General features: G+C 68.6%; 15 protein-coding genes and 1 pseudogene. 5 read left to right on the plus strand and 11 right to left on the minus strand.

Annotation, left to right across the window (positions count from 1 at the left end; genetic code table 11):
- Nucleotides 1–8: 8 nt before the first annotated feature.
- Nucleotides 9–635 carry a translesion DNA synthesis-associated protein ImuA gene (imuA, locus tag V7060_RS14895; RefSeq protein WP_334180034.1) on the minus strand — a complete coding sequence of 209 codons (627 nt, stop codon included), beginning with the start codon at nucleotides 633–635 and terminating at the stop codon, nucleotides 9–11.
- A gap of 1 nt (nucleotide 636) precedes the next feature.
- The gene (lexA, locus tag V7060_RS14900) at nucleotides 637–1,242 is read right to left on the minus strand and encodes a transcriptional repressor LexA (protein ID WP_334180035.1); all 606 of its coding nucleotides are present in this window, start codon (nucleotides 1,240–1,242) and stop codon (nucleotides 637–639) included.
- 112 nt (nucleotides 1,243–1,354) lie between these two features.
- Here lexA and V7060_RS14905 point away from each other — a divergent pair, with 112 nt between their 5' ends.
- Both V7060_RS14905 and V7060_RS14910 read left to right on the plus strand, forming a co-directional pair.
- Nucleotides 1,355–1,576, plus strand: a complete 222-nt coding sequence (locus V7060_RS14905; protein WP_334180036.1) for an AbrB/MazE/SpoVT family DNA-binding domain-containing protein — start codon at nucleotides 1,355–1,357, stop codon at nucleotides 1,574–1,576.
- A gap of 10 nt (nucleotides 1,577–1,586) precedes the next feature.
- Nucleotides 1,587–2,015 carry a type II toxin-antitoxin system death-on-curing family toxin gene (locus V7060_RS14910; protein WP_334180037.1) on the plus strand — a complete coding sequence of 143 codons (429 nt, stop codon included), beginning with the start codon at nucleotides 1,587–1,589 and terminating at the stop codon, nucleotides 2,013–2,015.
- A 219-nt stretch (nucleotides 2,016–2,234) separates the two neighbouring features.
- Here V7060_RS14910 and V7060_RS14915 read toward each other — a convergent pair whose 3' ends face one another.
- The 4 genes and pseudogenes from V7060_RS14915 to V7060_RS14930 form a co-directional block, all read right to left on the minus strand.
- The gene (locus tag V7060_RS14915; protein WP_334180038.1) at nucleotides 2,235–3,356 is read right to left on the minus strand and encodes an HDOD domain-containing protein; all 1,122 of its coding nucleotides are present in this window, start codon (nucleotides 3,354–3,356) and stop codon (nucleotides 2,235–2,237) included.
- A gap of 172 nt (nucleotides 3,357–3,528) precedes the next feature.
- Entirely contained in the window at nucleotides 3,529–4,353 is an 825-nt protein-coding gene (locus V7060_RS14920; RefSeq protein ID WP_334180039.1) for a hypothetical protein, read from the minus strand.
- 83 nt (nucleotides 4,354–4,436) lie between these two features.
- Nucleotides 4,437–5,198, minus strand: a pseudogene (locus V7060_RS14925) (ribonuclease H-like domain-containing protein); the annotation flags it as partial.
- A 104-nt stretch (nucleotides 5,199–5,302) separates the two neighbouring features.
- Nucleotides 5,303–7,723 carry a DEAD/DEAH box helicase gene (locus V7060_RS14930; protein WP_334180040.1) on the minus strand — a complete coding sequence of 807 codons (2,421 nt, stop codon included), beginning with the start codon at nucleotides 7,721–7,723 and terminating at the stop codon, nucleotides 5,303–5,305.
- 178 nt (nucleotides 7,724–7,901) lie between these two features.
- Here V7060_RS14930 and V7060_RS14935 point away from each other — a divergent pair, with 178 nt between their 5' ends.
- From V7060_RS14935 to V7060_RS14945, 3 genes are all read left to right on the plus strand, one after another.
- Nucleotides 7,902–8,246 carry a hypothetical protein gene (locus V7060_RS14935; protein ID WP_334180041.1) on the plus strand — a complete coding sequence of 115 codons (345 nt, stop codon included), beginning with the start codon at nucleotides 7,902–7,904 and terminating at the stop codon, nucleotides 8,244–8,246.
- 285 nt (nucleotides 8,247–8,531) lie between these two features.
- Complete coding sequence (locus V7060_RS14940) at nucleotides 8,532–8,945, plus strand: hypothetical protein (protein ID WP_334180042.1); 414 nt, start codon at nucleotides 8,532–8,534, stop codon at nucleotides 8,943–8,945.
- Between the two features lie 149 nt (nucleotides 8,946–9,094).
- Nucleotides 9,095–9,421 (plus strand): hypothetical protein, encoded by a 327-nt coding sequence (locus V7060_RS14945; RefSeq protein ID WP_334180043.1) that lies wholly within the window; start codon nucleotides 9,095–9,097, stop codon nucleotides 9,419–9,421.
- 46 nt (nucleotides 9,422–9,467) lie between these two features.
- On the opposite strand, the gene V7060_RS14950 is transcribed toward V7060_RS14945, so the two are convergent.
- The 5 genes from V7060_RS14950 to mtnA form a co-directional block, all read right to left on the minus strand.
- Nucleotides 9,468–10,976, minus strand: coding sequence for an ATP-binding protein (locus V7060_RS14950; RefSeq protein ID WP_334180044.1), 1,509 nt, complete (start codon nucleotides 10,974–10,976; stop codon nucleotides 9,468–9,470).
- 3 nt (nucleotides 10,977–10,979) lie between these two features.
- A complete protein-coding gene (locus V7060_RS14955) occupies nucleotides 10,980–11,420 on the minus strand; it encodes a response regulator (protein ID WP_334180045.1) in 441 nt (146 codons plus the stop codon).
- On the minus strand, nucleotides 11,417–13,219 hold the full coding sequence (locus tag V7060_RS14960) for an ATP-binding protein (protein WP_334180046.1): 1,803 nt from the start codon (nucleotides 13,217–13,219) through the stop codon (nucleotides 11,417–11,419). The genes V7060_RS14955 and V7060_RS14960 overlap by 4 nt, the downstream gene beginning before the upstream one ends.
- 113 nt (nucleotides 13,220–13,332) lie before the next feature.
- Nucleotides 13,333–14,466: a GGDEF domain-containing protein gene (locus tag V7060_RS14965; protein ID WP_334180047.1), complete on the minus strand. Its 1,134-nt coding sequence runs from the start codon at nucleotides 14,464–14,466 to the stop codon at nucleotides 13,333–13,335.
- A gap of 175 nt (nucleotides 14,467–14,641) precedes the next feature.
- Nucleotides 14,642–15,700: an S-methyl-5-thioribose-1-phosphate isomerase gene (mtnA, locus tag V7060_RS14970; RefSeq protein ID WP_334180048.1), complete on the minus strand. Its 1,059-nt coding sequence runs from the start codon at nucleotides 15,698–15,700 to the stop codon at nucleotides 14,642–14,644.
- Nucleotides 15,701–15,717 lie beyond the last annotated feature (17 nt).

Below are 15,717 nucleotides of genomic sequence, written 5' to 3' on the forward strand. Positions count from 1 at the left end.
CGCAGACCTCAATGCGTGGCCAGCGCGAACGGATGCGCCGGCGCCGGTCCGCCACGGCATTTGCGCACCTGCCAGACGGTGTCGCCGCGCGGATCGCTGACGGCTTCCAGCCGCAACGCGGCGGCCGAGGGATTGGCCGCATGGCGACGGTCGCGCACTGCGAACCCCAGGCACTCGCCGCTGTCGGCCGCCACCTGCAGCCGGCGCAGCGCAGGCCCGTCGGCATGCACCGGCCATCCCAGCACGGCGGCGCAGGCGCCGCTGCGCAGGCATTGTTCGAAGGCCCACAACGCATCCCGCGGCGTGGCGTCGATGATCTCGAGCCGGGACAGGTCCACGCCTGCGACCTGCCAGGCCGTCGCATACGGGATATACGGGGGCGCGATCACCGCCACCGCGCTACCGGCCTGGGTCATCCGCGCCAGTGTCGGCAGCAGCAGCGCCAGTTCGCCCACCCCGTCGGCGGGCAGCAGCAATTCGGTCAGGGAACGGCGTGGCCAGCCACCCTGCGGCAGCAAGGCATCCAGCGCGTCGTGGCCGGTGGATTCGCCATCGGCGGCGATGGCCGTGCTGCGGCCGGCATGCCACAGCGTGCGTGCGGCCAGCAGCGTGTCGAGGGCAACGACGGCGCCCATGTCAGCCGCGCCGCACCAGGCCGCAGTAGACGCCTTCGATGGCGAAGTCCTGTCCCGGCTGCACATCGATGGGCGCGTGCGCAGGATTGCGTGGCAACAGGCGGATGCGCCGGCGTTCGCGTTGCAGGCGCTTGATCGTCAGCTCGCCATCGATGCGCGCCACCACGGTCTGGCCGTCGCGCGCCTCCGGCGTGCGGTGCACGCCGACCAGGTCGCCGTCGACGATGCCGTCGTCGATCATCGAATCGCCCTGCACCTTCAGCAGGTAATCCGGCTGCGGCGAGAACAGCCGGCGGTCCAGCCACAGCTGCTCGTCCAGGCCGATGTCGGCACCGATCGGCTGGCCGGCGGCCACCCGTCCCAATACCGGCAGCGGCAGCAGGTCGGCCATGCCGCCGGGCAGGCGCAAGCCGCGCTTCTGGCCGGGCGCCTGCTCCAGCAGGCCGTCGGCGACCAGCGCCTGCACATGCTTCTGCGCGGCATTGCGCGAGGCGAAACCGAAGGCGGCGGCGATGTCCGCCAGGCTGGGCGCGCGCCCGGCCGCCAGCTCCCGGCGCAGGAAGGCCAGGACGGCGGCACGTTGCGGGGGAAGATCGACAGGGTCCATGGGTGTACATTTGTACACCCTAACGTCTCACATGGCGAGACATCACCGACCGCTTGCCACTCCCTCCCCTCTCGCTGCAATATAACCCTCGTTATAACGCCATGGAGGCGCCATGAAGCTCAAGATCACCACCGTCGGCAACTCCGCCGGCGTCATCCTGCCCAAGGAACTCCTGTCACGCCTGCGCCTGGAGAAGGGCGACGAGTTGCACGCGCTGGAGACGTCCGACGGCATCCGCCTGACGGTCTACGACCCGGCCCTCGCCGAACAGATGGACGTGGCCGAGCAGGTCATGCGCCGTCGCCGCACCCTGCTCAACAAGCTGGCGCAATGACGCGGCGCCCATGATCGTCTGGATCAGCCGGGTGCTGGCTCTGGCCATCCACGACAGGCAATTGGCCGAACATGGCGGCGGAACCGGCGTACGCGATGAAGGGCTGCTGGAATCGGCGCTGGCACGTCCCCGGCAGTTGCATGCCTACGGCCAGCCTGCGCCGGACCTGGCCGATCTGGCAGCGGCCACGGCCTTCGGCCTGGCCCGCAATCATCCCTTCGTGGATGGCAACAAGCGCACGGCCGCCGTCGCGTGCGAAGTCTTCATCGTGCTCAATGGCGCTACGCTGTCGGCCGAGGACCACGAACTCTACCCGCAGTACCTAGGCCTGTCGGAAGGCAGCCTCGACGAAGCCGAATTCGCCGAATGGTTACGCCCGCGGATCATCGCGAAAGTCCCTGGCAAGGTGCAGGAACCCGCTTCCTCCCATGGCCCCTGATGGCGATGCGCGCACCGTCGTCCCAGCCAAGGCCGGCCCCCATCCTGCCGCTGCCTTCCCCGCCGTAGGGGAAGGATGGACATCGCGGGTGGACCATGGATTCCAGCCTTCGCTGGAACGACAGCCGACCTCCAATGACCACCGCGCTCCACGCGGTGGAAGGGCGGAATCGCAGACGATCATGGCGCGTCCAAGGGCACCCGTGGCATCGACAAGGCGTCAGGCGGCCTGTTCCTCGGCGCGCTCGACCATGGTTTCGGCCATCTGCCGCCAGCCGGGCAGCTGGTCCAGCACGCCCAGCGACTTCAGGTAGCCCTCGTCCACCGGCTCGTTGCTGGCCAGTGCACCGGCCACGTGCACGGCGCCCGGCACCCAGAAGCTGCGCAGGCTGGAACGCTGCGGTTGGCGGTGGAACGCCACCGCTTCGACGATCGGCATCGGCAGGCCCCACCGGCCGAGCAGGTAGGCGCCGGCCTCGGTGTGGCCGGGGCGGTCGTCGTCCTCGGCGGCCGGCGTCTCGCGCTCGTCGCGCACGCCGGGCAGCAGCAGGCCGATATCGGCCAGCAGTGCCGCGGTGGCGCCCAGTTCGGAGCTGGTGCGCGGCAGGATCTTCGCCGCCAACCGCGAGGCCAGCAACGCACGCTGCTGCAGCGCACTGCGGTCGACGCCGGACGTGGTCTTCATCGAGAACACCTCGCTGGCCAGCACCAGGTCGCGCAGCGTACCCAGGCCCAGGCGGGTCACCGCCGCCCGCAGGTCGGTGATCGAACGGCCGCTGGAGAAATAGGCCGAGTTGCAGAGCTGCAGCACCTTGGCGGCGATGGCCGGATCGCCCGCCACCAGCGTGGCGATGTCGTTGGCCGTCCCTTCGTCCTCTTCCAGCGCACGCGTCAGCGCGAAGTACAGGTGCGGCGGCGACGGCAGGTGTTCGACGCGGCCGATGGCGCGGCGCAGGCGCGGGCTGTCCAGCAGGTCGCGCAGTTCTTCCAGGCTGTGGATCGATTCCAGCACCGTTTCCGACGACAGCGGCAGCGGCAGGAAGCGGTGCGCCACGCCGATCAGCTTGATCGGCGTGGCCAGGCTGTCGACGCTGCCTTCCAGCAGCGCGATGCGGATGGTTTCCGGACGGAGCGTGCGGATCTGGCCCAGCAGCGTGGCCGGCGGCAGGTCGGACAGCGCCGGTCCCACCATCACCACGTCGACCGGACCATTGGCGACCGCGAACATCGCCGACTTGCCGTCGGCGACCGATTCGACGGTCCACTCGTCCCCCATGTCGCCGATGTAGTCGGCCAGGTCGTCAGGCAGGCAAGCGGTGTCGCCAACGTACAGAATGCGCAAGGCACGTCCCCTTAATGTTGCAAGTTCAATGCGCGCCTCCTGTCTCGAGGAGGCACGGACCCGATGGAATCTAGCAAGGGTGTCGGCCGCAACCGCGCATTCTTGAGACGCAATGCGGGGAATGCGCAACGCTTCACACTCCACTGTCGGTGGAATCCCGACAGCCGCGGTTTCAGAAGCGCAGCAGCGCCAGCAGTTGCGGGCCGCGGTTGTTGAGGTCGAGATTGCCGTCGAAGCGCGTACGCGTGAAATCAAGGTCCACGTCGTTGTAGTTGTAGCGCAGCGAGAAGCCGAACCGCTGCCATGGGAGATAGTCCAGCCGCACCTGCACGTCGCGCGCATCGCCGGTGACGTTGCCGCCGGTCTTCTTCGTGTAGGCCAGTGATGCGCCCCAGCGCCAGTGCTCCGACAGCGAGTGCGCGTATTCCGCGCGCAGCATCGGCGCCCAAGCATCCTCGGACAGATCGTTCGCATACGCGACCGGCGTGCCGGCGACCGCGGCGCTTGCGTCCAGGTCGGCCGCGATCTCGTATCGCATCGCCCCCAGCCCCACGCCGAACGCGCGCCGACCGTCCTGCAGGAACATCCAGGTGTAGGACACGCCGGTGATGTCCAGGTCCAGGCGGCCGTCGAATGCCGCATCGACCGGGTAGGCGTTGTCGCCGATCTCCAGCGCGCGGTCGAGCACGCGCGTGCTGGCGTCGTCGTAGTCGTAGCCGAAGGCATCCAACTTGTGCCGCCGTTCCGCACCCACGCTGCCGCCGATGCTCCATACCAGCGCATCCTGGCGATCCACGAAGCCGAGGTCGCGCTGGAAGTTGACGTGCGTGCCCACCGCACCATCGCTGGCATCCCAGCGCGTGTCCAGGTCGTGGTCGGCCCAGTAGCGCCCCGCCCCGGCGTAGAAACGGTCGACCGGAGGCAGGAATTCCTGCGCGGCGGCCATCGTCGGAAGACCGGCGCCGAGCAGCAGGCAGAAGACGGCGGAACGTGGCATGGACGGCTCCTGCGGGACGACGGACAGGGATTGCGATCGTCGGCCGATCGACGCGGGCAGCATCCGCCCCGCCCTGCATGCGGTCAAGGCGCCGCGCGGACCGCTGCATCCACCACAGGACCGTCCGTGCCGGACGCTGTCGACAGGTGCAGCAGCAAATGCGCCAGCGTCACCACGTCCTGGAAGTTGTGCTGCAGCACGCGCCGCAGCAGGCCGGCATCGCCGCCACGCAGGTACTGCAGCCACGCACCGGGCGCTTCCGATCCCGGCAGGTCGTCCTCGCGCACGATGCCGAGCGCGTGGCGCTCGATGGTCGCCAGCCGGCAGTTCTCCCACACGCCGCGGTAACGACGGCGCGTGGGGAACAGCAGGTCGAGGTGTTCGATGCCGGCCAGCGGCGTGCCCTGCCGTGCCAGCCGGTAACGCGCGGCAAGCAGCGGCGCGTCATAGCAACGGCCGTTGTAGCTGACCAGGCGCGTGTCTTCCGCCAGCCAGCCGGCGAACGCGCGCAGCATCGCCGGCTCGGCCGACAGGTGGGTGATCAGCAACTGGCGTATGCGCAGGCAGCCGGGCACGAAATCCGACGCCCCGACCATGAAGGCGCGCGTGCCGGTGCCGCCGGACAGGCCGGTGGTCTCGGTATCGAAGAACAACAGGTTGGACGTGGACAGGGTTCCCATCCGCGCGAACGTGCCGTCGACCTGCGTTGCCACCGGGTCGAACGGAAGCGTCTCCTCCAGCAAGCGCAAGCCCGGTGCGATTTCGTCGCCCGGCAATGCGCGATCGCGTGCAGGCACCACGATGGATGGACGCGCCCGTTCGCGAATCCCCAGCATGCGCCGCAGTGCGGGCAAGGGATCATGCACCGACGGCAGCGGCGTGGACGACGACACGGCATTTCCGTGTCCGGCCTGCCGTCGCAGGCGCTGCAGTTTCTCCAGGCTGACGCTCATGCGGCGTCCAGCAACTGCAGCACGCGTGCGGCCAGCGCACGCGGCGTGGTGTCGGCGTCCTCGTCGTTCGCCAGCACCGGGCCGACGCAGGCGGGACAACCGGCCTTGCAATCGCAACCGGCCACCAGGCGTACCGCGCGCTGCACCAGTTCGCGCTGGCGTCGCCACAACGGTTCGCTCAGACCGATGCCGCCGGGATAGTTGTCGTAGAGGTATGCGGTCGGCACGAAGCGTTCGCCCGACACCGGCGACAGCACCTGGCTCTCGGTGCCGCGCAACTGGCCGCGCCCCTGCGTGTCCGGCAGCGCGAACCACGCGCCATCGCCGTCGCCGACCGCCCTCTGCAGGTCGCGACCTTCCGCCATCACCGCGACCGTGGCGGCGATGTGCAGCGCGTAGGCCGCGCCGAGGAAGCCGTCCAGCGCGTCCTGCCGGGACTCGAAGGCGGACTCCAGCAGCGCCGGCGGCAGCTGCCACCACAGGCTGGTGGTGTGCATCTCCTGGTCGGGAAGATTCACCGGGCCGTAGCCGATGTTCTCGTGCGTGTAGTAGCGGATCTTCTTGTACCCGGCCACGCGGCGCACCACGTGCACCTCGCCGTGGTGGCAGGTGCCCTGCCCCGCGATGCAGCCGTCGAAGCGCTCCAGCACCTTCAGCTTGGTGTAGTCGATCGCGTCGGTGTAGTAGTCCACGTGCGTGCGGATGACGTAGGCCTTGCGCCCTTCCCAGTCCAGCCGCTCCACCTGGTAGGGCGTGGACTGGATCATGTGGATGGCCCCTTCGTACAGCGTCAGCGGCGCGGCGCTGAAATCGACCTCGGCGATGATCGTCTGGCGACCATCGGTACGATCCACGACGACGAAGTTGCCGTCCGCCACCGAGCGCAGACTCACCGCGTTGGCCGGATAGCTGTCGGCGATCCACTCGTAGCGGTCGCCTTCGCGATGCACCACGCTGTCTTCGTCCAGCAGTTGCAGGAACGGCGTCGGATCGACCGGCCCGAACGGTTCGCCGGCGAGGAATGGCAGTTCGAACGCGGCGCAGCGCACGTGGTCGAGCAGGATCATCGGCTGGTCCGGTGCGATGCGCGCGTGCTCCGGCGGACTGTCGGCGAAGAACTCCGGATGCCGCACCACGTACTGGTCCAGCGGCTGCGAACTGGCGACGAGGATCCCGAGCGAGGTCTGCTGCCGTCGTCCGGCGCGGCCGAAGCGCTGCCATGTCGCGGCGATGGAACCGGGATAACCGTTCAGTACCACCGCATCCAGGCTGCCGATGTCCACGCCGAGTTCCAGCGCCGACGTTGACACGATGCCGTCCACGCGCCCGTCGCGCATCGCGCGCTCGGCCTCGCGCCGTTCGGTCGGCAGGTAGCCACCGCGGTAGGCGCGGATGCGTGCCGGCAGGCGCGGATCGCTGTCGAACACATCCTTCAGGTACTTGGTCAGCACCTCGACCATCGTGCGCGACTGCGCGAACACCAGCGTCTTCAGCCCAGCCTTGATCGCCAGCCGCGCGATGCGGTTGCTCTGCGAGCGCGCCGATGCACGCAGACCCAGGTCGGGATTGACCACCGGCGGATTCCACAGCAGCACGTGCTTCTCGCCGCTCGGCGCGCCGGAGTCGGTGATCGCATGCACCGGCAGTTCCAGCAGCGCTTCCGCATGCGCCTGCGGATTGCCGATGGTGGCCGAGCAGACGATGAACTGCGGCGTGGCGCCGTAGAACGCGCACACACGCTTCAACCGCCGCAGCACGTTGGCCACGTGGCTGCCGAACACGCCGCGGTAGGTATGCACTTCGTCGATCACCACGTAGCGCAGGTTCTCGAAGAACTGCGCCCACTTGGTGTGGTGCGGCAGGATGGCCTGGTGCAGCATGTCCGGATTGCTGACCACGATGTCGCCATGCAGACGGATCGCCTGCCGCGCATCGCCCGGCGTGTCACCGTCGAAGGTGAAGGCCTTCAGGCCCAGGTCGCCGGCCTTGCTCAGGTCGAGCAGTTCCGCCACCTGGTCCTGCGCCAGCGCCTTGGTCGGGAACAGGTACAGCGCCTTGCCGCGCTTCGACAGCGCCGAGGCCACCACCGGCAGCGTGTAGCAGATCGACTTGCCGGAGGCGGTCGGGGTGACGATGGCGAGGTGGTCGCCAGCCTGCGCCTGCCGCCACGCCTCGGCCTGGTGCGAATACAGCCGTTCGATGCCGCGCTGGCGCAACGCGGTGGCCAGTGCCGCCGGCAGATCGTCGGGCAGCGCCTCGTAGCGTCCTTCGCGCGCGGGAATGACGAACTGTCCGGTGACCCGGTCGCGGTACTTCCCCGCCAGCCGCTCCGCCAGGGCGCTGCCATCGGCGCCCTGCGTCGGCAGCAGCGCGGCATCGGTGGCGTGGTGGCGGATCAGCGATGTCTGGGCGGGCATGGGCGTGTCCGGAAGCGGCGTGCCGGCCATCAGACGCGCCCCACGTCTCACCTGCTGAGACTGACCGCCGGCTGATCGCAACCGCCCGCCTCAGCTTTGTGATCGGCCATTGAAGGCAACGCTCACCCCTGGGTAACGCCGTGCGCGATACCACGTGGGGTGTGATCCGGAGACCGCCATGAACCGTCATCTCTACCGCACGCAACTCCATGCCCTGCGACAGACCACGCCTTCGGGCGCAAGCGATCCCTTCGCCGCCTTCACGGCCTACGACTACGGCCGCCGCCGGCGCCTGCATCCGGACGTGGCATGGGCGGACGCGTGCCGCGCGTATGCCTTCGCCGCCGCGTCGCATGCCGACCACGCGGGCGAACTGGATCTCGATACCGAACTCGCACTGGAAGATCACTGGGATCGCCTGCGCGGCGACGCAGGCCCGGACTGGCCGGTGACGCGCACCCTGCTGCGTGAAGCGTGGCGCTGGCTGGACGAACATGCGGCCGAACGCCCGCGCATGCATTGACCGCAAGAATCGACCGGAGGAACGGCGCCGCGTGACGACGAACGGTTGGCCGGCACGCGCAGGCTCCGTCGTCTTCCTCGGTGCAGGGGCGACAATCACCTGGCCAGGCAGGGCCGCGGACCACATCTCCTTCCGGGGAGGATGGAGCATCACGTTGCCACGGGGGGGTTTCGCGCAGTCGTTGACTGCGACGGCGGGCACACGCCGGTGGTTGGCCCATTCACCGACCGTCCTTCATCCATGCGGTCCACGCGCTGCCTGGCCTCGCGCCATGGAGGGGACCCCATGCCATGCCTGCACGATCCACTTGCCCACGCCTGGGCCGATGACGCGATGCCGTGTGCCGTCGTGGACATCCAGTCGGAACTGCATTTCTGGGCGGACACCTACGCCCAACAGGCCTTCCACCGGTCAGGCACGCCGTTCCGCCATTACGTGCCGACGCTGAAGTTCGCCTACGACACCTACCTGCTCTCGCACCGACGCTCGCTGCAGGAACTGTTGCCGTCGCTGCCGTCGCGCTACCAGGCCGGCATCGTGCGCGGCGTGCGGCTGGACTGGCCCTTGGCGCAGGCAGTCATCGCGCGCGTATGGGAGCGCCTCAACGCGCCGCTGGAAGAAGACCCTCCCTTGTTCCTGCCACCGCCGGGCGCGATGGAGGAACGCGCACTGCTGGCCGATGCCGCACGCCGTCGCTAGACATCGCTCGTCACGCCATGTTTTCAAACGTGAACCAAAACGCCTTCGAGGGGTTAAATCACGGTTAAAACGGCTTTTATTTCACTTAAGCATCACCGTGGAAAACAAAAAATTCCCGACGTCACCACCATGTCGAAACGGGGATCACCATGGCTGCTCACTACGCTCGCACCGCCCACTCCACTGCGCAGATCGTCGACATCGACGCCGAACTGGCCTACTGGAAGACGCGCCTCAACGAAGACACGTTCCAGGTCGTCGGTGCCACGGTGGGGGACCTGGAGAAATGCCTGAAGATCGGCTACGACGCCTACCTGCTGCACCACCGGCAGGAGTTCGACGAGATCGCGCCGGCGTTGCGGGACCGCCTGCAGCGGGATTGCCCGGACACACCGATCGGCTGGTACCGCGCGCAACCGATCATGCGCGCGGTCTGGCAGCGGCTGAAGCCGGCGCCGACGGTGGGCCACGTCTGACGTCTGACACAAGGCAGGCGATGCGCCTGCCCTTCCAGCGCGGGAATCAGTCGCGCAATCCCAGCGCGTGCTCGATCGCGCCAAACAGCGACTGCACCTGTACCGGCTTGACCACCGTGGCGGTGCAGTCGTGCTCGTCGGCCTGCCGGCCGGGTTCGCGCAGGCGGATCACCGGGCCTTCGAAGCCGGCCTCACGCAGCACCGCCAGCACGTCCGCCGCCGACAGCAGCAGGATGTCTTCGTCGATGATCGCCACGGCCGGCAGCCCATCGCTGGCGATCTGCTGCAACGCATTCGCACCGTCTGGCGCCATGACCGGGTCGTACCCCTGTGCGGCCAGCGCATTGCCCAGCAGCGACAAGCGCGTCGCATCGCCATCGACCAGCAGGATCCGGCTCCCTTTGCCGTCGAGGAAGGCCGCGTCTTCCGCGCCCACCCATTCGTCGATGGCCGGCGCCGGCAGGTGCAGTTCGAATGCAGTGCCCTGCCCCAGCGCGCTGTTCACTTCGATGCGTCCCTTCACCGCCTCCACGATGCGCTTGCACGACATCAGGCCGAGGCCGGTACCGCTGGCCTTGGTGGTGAAGAACGGCGTGAACAACTGCTGCCGCGTCGCTTCGTCCATGCCGCTGCCTTCGTCCGCCACGCGCAGCACCACGTAGTCGCGACCGTCGGCCGCAACGGTCTGCTGCGCCGACAGGGTCAATTGGCCCCCGCGTTCGGCCATCGCCTGGATGCCGTTGAGGCACAGGTTGATCAGGCACTGCTGGAACTCGGTGTAGTTGCCCTCGATCAGCAGGTCTTCCGGCGGCTGTTCCACCGTCAGGCGGACCTGCCGCGACAGGCTGCCCTGCAGCAGCAGTTGCACGGCGCTGAACAGCGCCGCCACGCTGATGGTCTCGCTGGCCTTGCGCGAGCCGCGCACGAACGACAGCATCGAATCGGCCATTTCGTGGCCGCGCTTGCCGCTCTCCGAGATCACCGCACCCAACCGCAGGATCTTCGGATCGTCGCTGTAGGTCGACAGCAGGTCGGGCACGATCAACAGCGGCTGCAGGATGTTGCGCAGGTCGTGGCTGAGGCCGGCCGCCAGCATCGCCAGGCAGTCCAGCCGCTGCGAGCGCATCAGTTCGCGCTCGGCATGCTCGCGTTCGCGCTCGGTGCGCGCCTCGCGGATGGCGCGCGCGACGGCGGCCGGCAAGCGTGCCGGGGAATGCTTCAGCACGTAATCGCTGGCGCCCTCCTGCAACGCCTTGACGGCGGCGTCCTCGCCGATCGTGCCGGAGAAGAACACGAACGGCAGTTTCGTATCGTGCCGGCGGAGGATCTCCAGCGCCTCGTACCCGGAAAAGCCCGGCAGTTCCATGTCCGACAGCACCAGGTCGAACGGCGCGCCGGCCAGCGCCGTCCGCATGTCGTCCGCGCCATCCACGCGGATGAACTCGCCCGCCAGGCCGGCATCCTGCAACTGCTCGACCAGCAATTCGGCATCCAGCGCCGAATCCTCCACCAGCAGGATGCGGACAGGGCCCAGTGGCGTCCCGGACTGCGGCACCGGTCAGCCTCCCCCCGGTGTTTCGTTGATGACCGCCCAGAACGTACCCAGCGTCTTCACGGCCTGGAAGAACTGGTCGATGTCGACCGGCTTGACGACGTAGGCGTTCACGCCCAGGTCCCAACTGCGCGCCAGGTCGCTTTCCTCGCGCGAGGACGACAGGATCACCACCGGCAGGTGCTTGAGCTTCTCGTCGCCACGGATGTGCTTCAGCACTTCCAGCCCATCCATGCGCGGCATCTTGATGTCCAGCAGCAGCACCGACGGCATGCCGTCCTCGCGGTCGGCGTGCGCGCCGCGGCGCAGCAGGTAGTCCAGCGCCTCGACCCCGTCCTCCACGTGCACGATGGGATTGGCCAGGTTGGCCTCGCGCAGCGCGTCGATCGCCATTTCGGCGTCGGCCAGGCTGTCCTCTGCCAGCAGGATGGTGCGGATGTCGCTCATGCGTCTTTCTCTCTGGAAGGCGGAGCGTCAAGCGCCGCTGGAAGGGTGAAATGGAACGTGGCGCCCTCGCCCGGCGTCGACTCGGCCCAGATCCGCCCGCCATGCCGGCCGAGCACGCGGCGGACGCTGGCCAGGCCGATGCCGGTACCGGGGAAATCGCTGGCCTTGTGCAGGCGCTGGAACACGCCGAACAGTTTGCCTGCGTACGCCATATCGAAGCCAGCGCCGTTGTCGCGCACGCTGAACAGGTGGCTGCCATCGCTCTGCAGGCGGTGCTCCACCTCGACGACGGAACGCTCGCGCCGGCTGCTGTACTTCACCGCGTTGCCCAGCAGGTTGCTCCAGACCTGGCGCATCATGTTTTCGTCGGCCACCACGATCGGCATCGGCGCGATGCGCCACTCCACGCGATCCGCCCGTCCCTCGCTGGATTCGTTCGCATCCAGCATCGCCCGCGCTTCGGCCACCAGCGACTGCATGTCCACGGCCTGCAGGCGCAAGGCGCTCCGGCCCAGGCGCGAATAGACCAGCAGGTCGTCGATCAGCTGCGACATGCGGCGGGCGGAGTCGCCGATCACGCTGAGGTAATGCCGGCTCTTGTCGTCGATGTCCTCGCCCAGGTGGCGGCCCAGCTTGTCCGAGAACCCGGCGACGTGGCGCAGGGGTGCGCGCAGATCGTGCGACACCGAATAGCTGAACGCCTCCAGCTCGCGGTTCACTTCCAACACCTGCTCCACCTTGCCTTCCAACTGGCGGTTGAGCGCGGCGATTTCCTGTTGCGCGGTCTTCTGCAGCGAGACGTCGCTGACCGTCACCAGCACCGCATGGTCGTCCGTATCCGGCAACGGCATGCGGCGCGCGTTGAGCAGTACGGTGCGGCGCAGGCCATCGCTGGTCTCCTGCTGCAATTCGTAGTCCCACAACTCGCGTCCGCGCGCCAGCACATCGTGCAGCCGCTGGCGCATGACCTTGTCCTGCCAGGCGGCGCCCAGGTCGTCCAGGCTGCCGGCCTTCGCGCCCTGCTCGATGCCGTACAGGTCGGCGAACGCCATGTTGTGCATCTGGATGCGCTGCGCGTCGTCCAGCAGCACGATGGGCTCGCGCACCGTGTCCAGCACCACCAGCGCCCGTTGGCTCGCACGCGCGGTCTGCTTCTCGGCGTTCAGTCGGCGCGCCACCTGACGGCCCAGCGACATCAACACCAGCGAGAGCAGCAGCAACTGCGCACCCAGCGCGATCATCCTGATCCACTCCATGCGCTGGCGCTGCACGGTCGCATCGCCACTCCGCTGCGTGAGCAGCGAGCGTTCGTCGGCGAGGATGTCGTTCAGCAGGCCGCGGATGGGGAACCGGGTCGCCAGCGGTGCGACCACGCTGCCACGGTAGGCATCCGGCGCCTCGATCAACTGGTCGACCACTTCGATGCGGGCGTCCACCAACTCGCGCAGGCGTCCGATGCGCACCAGCTGCTCGGGATTGTCCGAAGTCAACCGGGCCAGCGTGTCGAACCGCTCGGGCAGCGACGCGCGGCCGGAGACCAGGCGTTCGCGTGCCAGCGGATGGTCCGCGCCGAGCGCGATCAGCATCGCGGAGCTTTCCATCTCGCGGACATCGAGCGCCAGCCCGAGCACGGCCGCTTCCACCTGATGGGTATGGATGACGACGTCCGTCGCTTCCTGGTTGGCGCGCGACAGCCGCTGCAGCAGCATGACCGGCGCCACGACGATGAGCAGGATGACCAGCCCGAGCACCGGCAGGCGGGATTTCCCCCACATCGCGCGGGTGCGTTCTTCGTTCATGTTCCCCTGGTCATCGGTTGGACGCGTCCAGACGAGGCATGCCCGCGCAAACGTTCCGCCGATGCTATCGCAGGGTTGTCACATTTGGAATCGCGCCTGCCCGTTCAGGCGCTTCAGGCCACGTGCACGCGATCGCGGCCATCGCGCTTGGCTTCGTACAACGCCAGATCCGCGCGGCGCATCTGGTCGCGCAGGGTTTCGCCTGGCCGGTGCTCGGCGATGCCGGCGGACAACGTCGTGACCAGGTCGCCCTGCGCCTTGCCGAATTCCCGGCGCAGGCGCTCGGCGAAGGCGTGTGCGGACGCGGCATCGTTTCCATCCAGCAACACCGCGAACTCTTCACCGCCGATGCGCGCCACGCAATCGTTCGCCCCCATGCGGGCGCGCATGATGTCGCCCAGCCGCTGCAGCACCGCGTCGCCCCGCTCGTGGCCGTGGTCGTCGTTGATGCGCTTGAAGTAATCGATGTCCAGCACCACGACCGCGACCGGCCGGCCGGCGTCCATCGCCTGCGCGTGCGCCGCGACGGCACGTTCGCTCCAGCCATTGCGGTTCAGCAGGCCGGTCAGCTCATCGGTGTGCGCCTGCTGCACGAGGCGCCGCCGCATCTGCCACGCGGACACGGCAAAATCCGTGCGGTATCCGGCCAGCACCAGGCCGAAGCCGATGGTGGTCAGTGTGTACAGCCAGTACAGCGCCGTGCCGGTGCCTGGCGCGCCGTACAGCACGATGCGCAGCTGCGCCATCACGACGATCAGCAAGGCCAGCGCGAGCAGCGACATCGGCCGCACCGTCAATGCCATCAGCGCCAGCGGCAGCAACTGGAACAGGCCGGTCCGCAGCGCCAGCTGCCCGGTCGCACCCGGCAGGGGCATGCTCATGAAGATGCCGGTAAGCAGCATGCCGACCAGCACCAGGATCAACCGATGCTGCCAATGCAGCAGCCGCGCGACGCCGGCGGCGCAGGCCGCCACCCCGATGGCAGCCATCCCCTGCGCCCACACCGGATACCCGATGGACGGCGTTACCTGCGCCAGTTCGAACAGCGCGATGATCGCCAGCAGCACCGCCCCGCACAGCAGCACGCCGCTGACGATCGGCCGCGTGGCGCGCAACTGCGCCTGGATCAGGTCTTCGCGCTCGGGGGCCGTCAGCAGGCGCGTCGACCGGCGCGACAGCAAGGCGCGCAGGCTGTGCAGCATGCCGCCCGGGACAGCGATCGGTACATGGACGAGGCGTGCGCGCATGCGCGATTCCTGGGCGTTATGGCTGCTGCGATGCAACCCTCGTGCCACCTCGCCGGAAGTGCCGTCGCCCAGTGCCGTGCGGCGGCGTTTCACCCGCCCCATGCCACCGGCATGACGCCGTCCGCCCTCGACTGACGCCCTGCGTCGGTAGCGGACCGCATGCGCGCGCGGGGCCTCATCCGCCGAACGCGGCCCGCATGCGCGCTTCGTCCGGCCGCTCGATCACGCCCTTCTCGGTGACGATGGCGTCGATCAGCGAAGCCGGGGTGACGTCGAACACCGGGTTCCAGGCCGCGACGCCCTCGGCCACGATGCGCGTGCCGCCGATGCCGAGCAGCTCGGCCGGGTCGCGCTCTTCGATATGGATGGCATCGCCGTCCGGCGTGGCCATGTCGACCGTCGACGATGGCGCCACCACCATGAACTTCGCACCGTGGTGGCGCGCGGCGATGGCCAGCTGGTAGGTACCGATCTTGTTGGCGGTGTCGCCGTTCGCGCAGATGCGGTCCGCGCCCACCACCACCCACTGCACGGCACCGGTCTTCATCAGGTGGGAGGCGGCGGAGTCGGCGATCAGCGTCGCCGGAATGCCGTCCTGCTGCAGCTCCCACGCGGTCAGGCGCGCGCCCTGCTGCCACGGCCGCGTCTCGCCGGCATAGACCTTGCCGATGCGGCCCTGCGCCACGCCGGCTCGAATCACGCCCAGCGCCGTGCCGAAGCCGGCGGTCGCCAGCGACCCGGTATTGCAGTGGGTCAACACGCCACTGCCCTCATCGATCAATGCCGCACCCAGCTCGCCCATGTGGCGGTTGGCGGCCAGGTCTTCCTCGGCGATCGCCAGCGCTTCCAGTTCCAGTACCCCGCGCCAGTCGCTGCCGGCGCTGCGCAGGGCGGCCCGCATGCGCGCCAAGGCCCACGCCAGGTTTACCGCCGTGGGCCGTGCCTCGTTGAGGCGTTGCAGGGCGGGTTCCAGTTTCTCCAGCGCCTCGGCAGGCGTCGCCGCCAACACCTCGCGCGAGGCCAGCACCACGCCCCAGGCGGCGGCAATGCCGATGGCAGGCGCGCCGCGCACCGCCAGGTCGTGGATGGCGGCGGCCACCTCATCGCTGGTCGTGCAGGCCAGGTACTCCACCACGAACGGAAGCTTGCGCTGATCCAGCAGTTCCAAGGCAGTGCCGGTCCAGCGGATGGGACGGATGCGGTCGTAGCGGGCGTAATCGATGGCGTCGTTCATGCCCGCATTGTAACGGC

This window comes from Pseudoxanthomonas sp. (assembly GCF_036845285.1).
Lineage (GTDB): Bacteria > Pseudomonadota > Gammaproteobacteria > Xanthomonadales > Xanthomonadaceae > Pseudoxanthomonas_A.

Excerpts from the sequence above, each read along its gene's own strand:
- V7060_RS14945 (WP_334180043.1), top strand. The coding sequence starts at position 9,095 with ATGGCTGCTCACTACGCTCGCACCGCCCACTCCACTGCGCAGATCGTC.
- V7060_RS14965 (WP_334180047.1), bottom strand. The coding sequence starts at position 14,466 with ATGCGCGCACGCCTCGTCCATGTACCGATCGCTGTCCCGGGCGGCATG.
- imuA (WP_334180034.1), bottom strand. The coding sequence starts at position 635 with ATGGGCGCCGTCGTTGCCCTCGACACGCTGCTGGCCGCACGCACGCTG.
- V7060_RS14955 (WP_334180045.1), bottom strand. The coding sequence starts at position 11,420 with ATGAGCGACATCCGCACCATCCTGCTGGCAGAGGACAGCCTGGCCGAC.
- V7060_RS14960 (WP_334180046.1), bottom strand. The coding sequence starts at position 13,219 with ATGAACGAAGAACGCACCCGCGCGATGTGGGGGAAATCCCGCCTGCCG.
- V7060_RS14905 (WP_334180036.1), top strand. The coding sequence starts at position 1,355 with ATGAAGCTCAAGATCACCACCGTCGGCAACTCCGCCGGCGTCATCCTG.
- V7060_RS14940 (WP_334180042.1), top strand. The coding sequence starts at position 8,532 with ATGCCATGCCTGCACGATCCACTTGCCCACGCCTGGGCCGATGACGCG.
- V7060_RS14920 (WP_334180039.1), bottom strand. The coding sequence starts at position 4,353 with ATGCCACGTTCCGCCGTCTTCTGCCTGCTGCTCGGCGCCGGTCTTCCG.
- V7060_RS14930 (WP_334180040.1), bottom strand. The coding sequence starts at position 7,723 with ATGCCCGCCCAGACATCGCTGATCCGCCACCACGCCACCGATGCCGCG.
- V7060_RS14935 (WP_334180041.1), top strand. The coding sequence starts at position 7,902 with ATGAACCGTCATCTCTACCGCACGCAACTCCATGCCCTGCGACAGACC.
- lexA (WP_334180035.1), bottom strand. The coding sequence starts at position 1,242 with ATGGACCCTGTCGATCTTCCCCCGCAACGTGCCGCCGTCCTGGCCTTC.
- mtnA (WP_334180048.1), bottom strand. The coding sequence starts at position 15,700 with ATGAACGACGCCATCGATTACGCCCGCTACGACCGCATCCGTCCCATC.
- V7060_RS14910 (WP_334180037.1), top strand. The coding sequence starts at position 1,587 with ATGATCGTCTGGATCAGCCGGGTGCTGGCTCTGGCCATCCACGACAGG.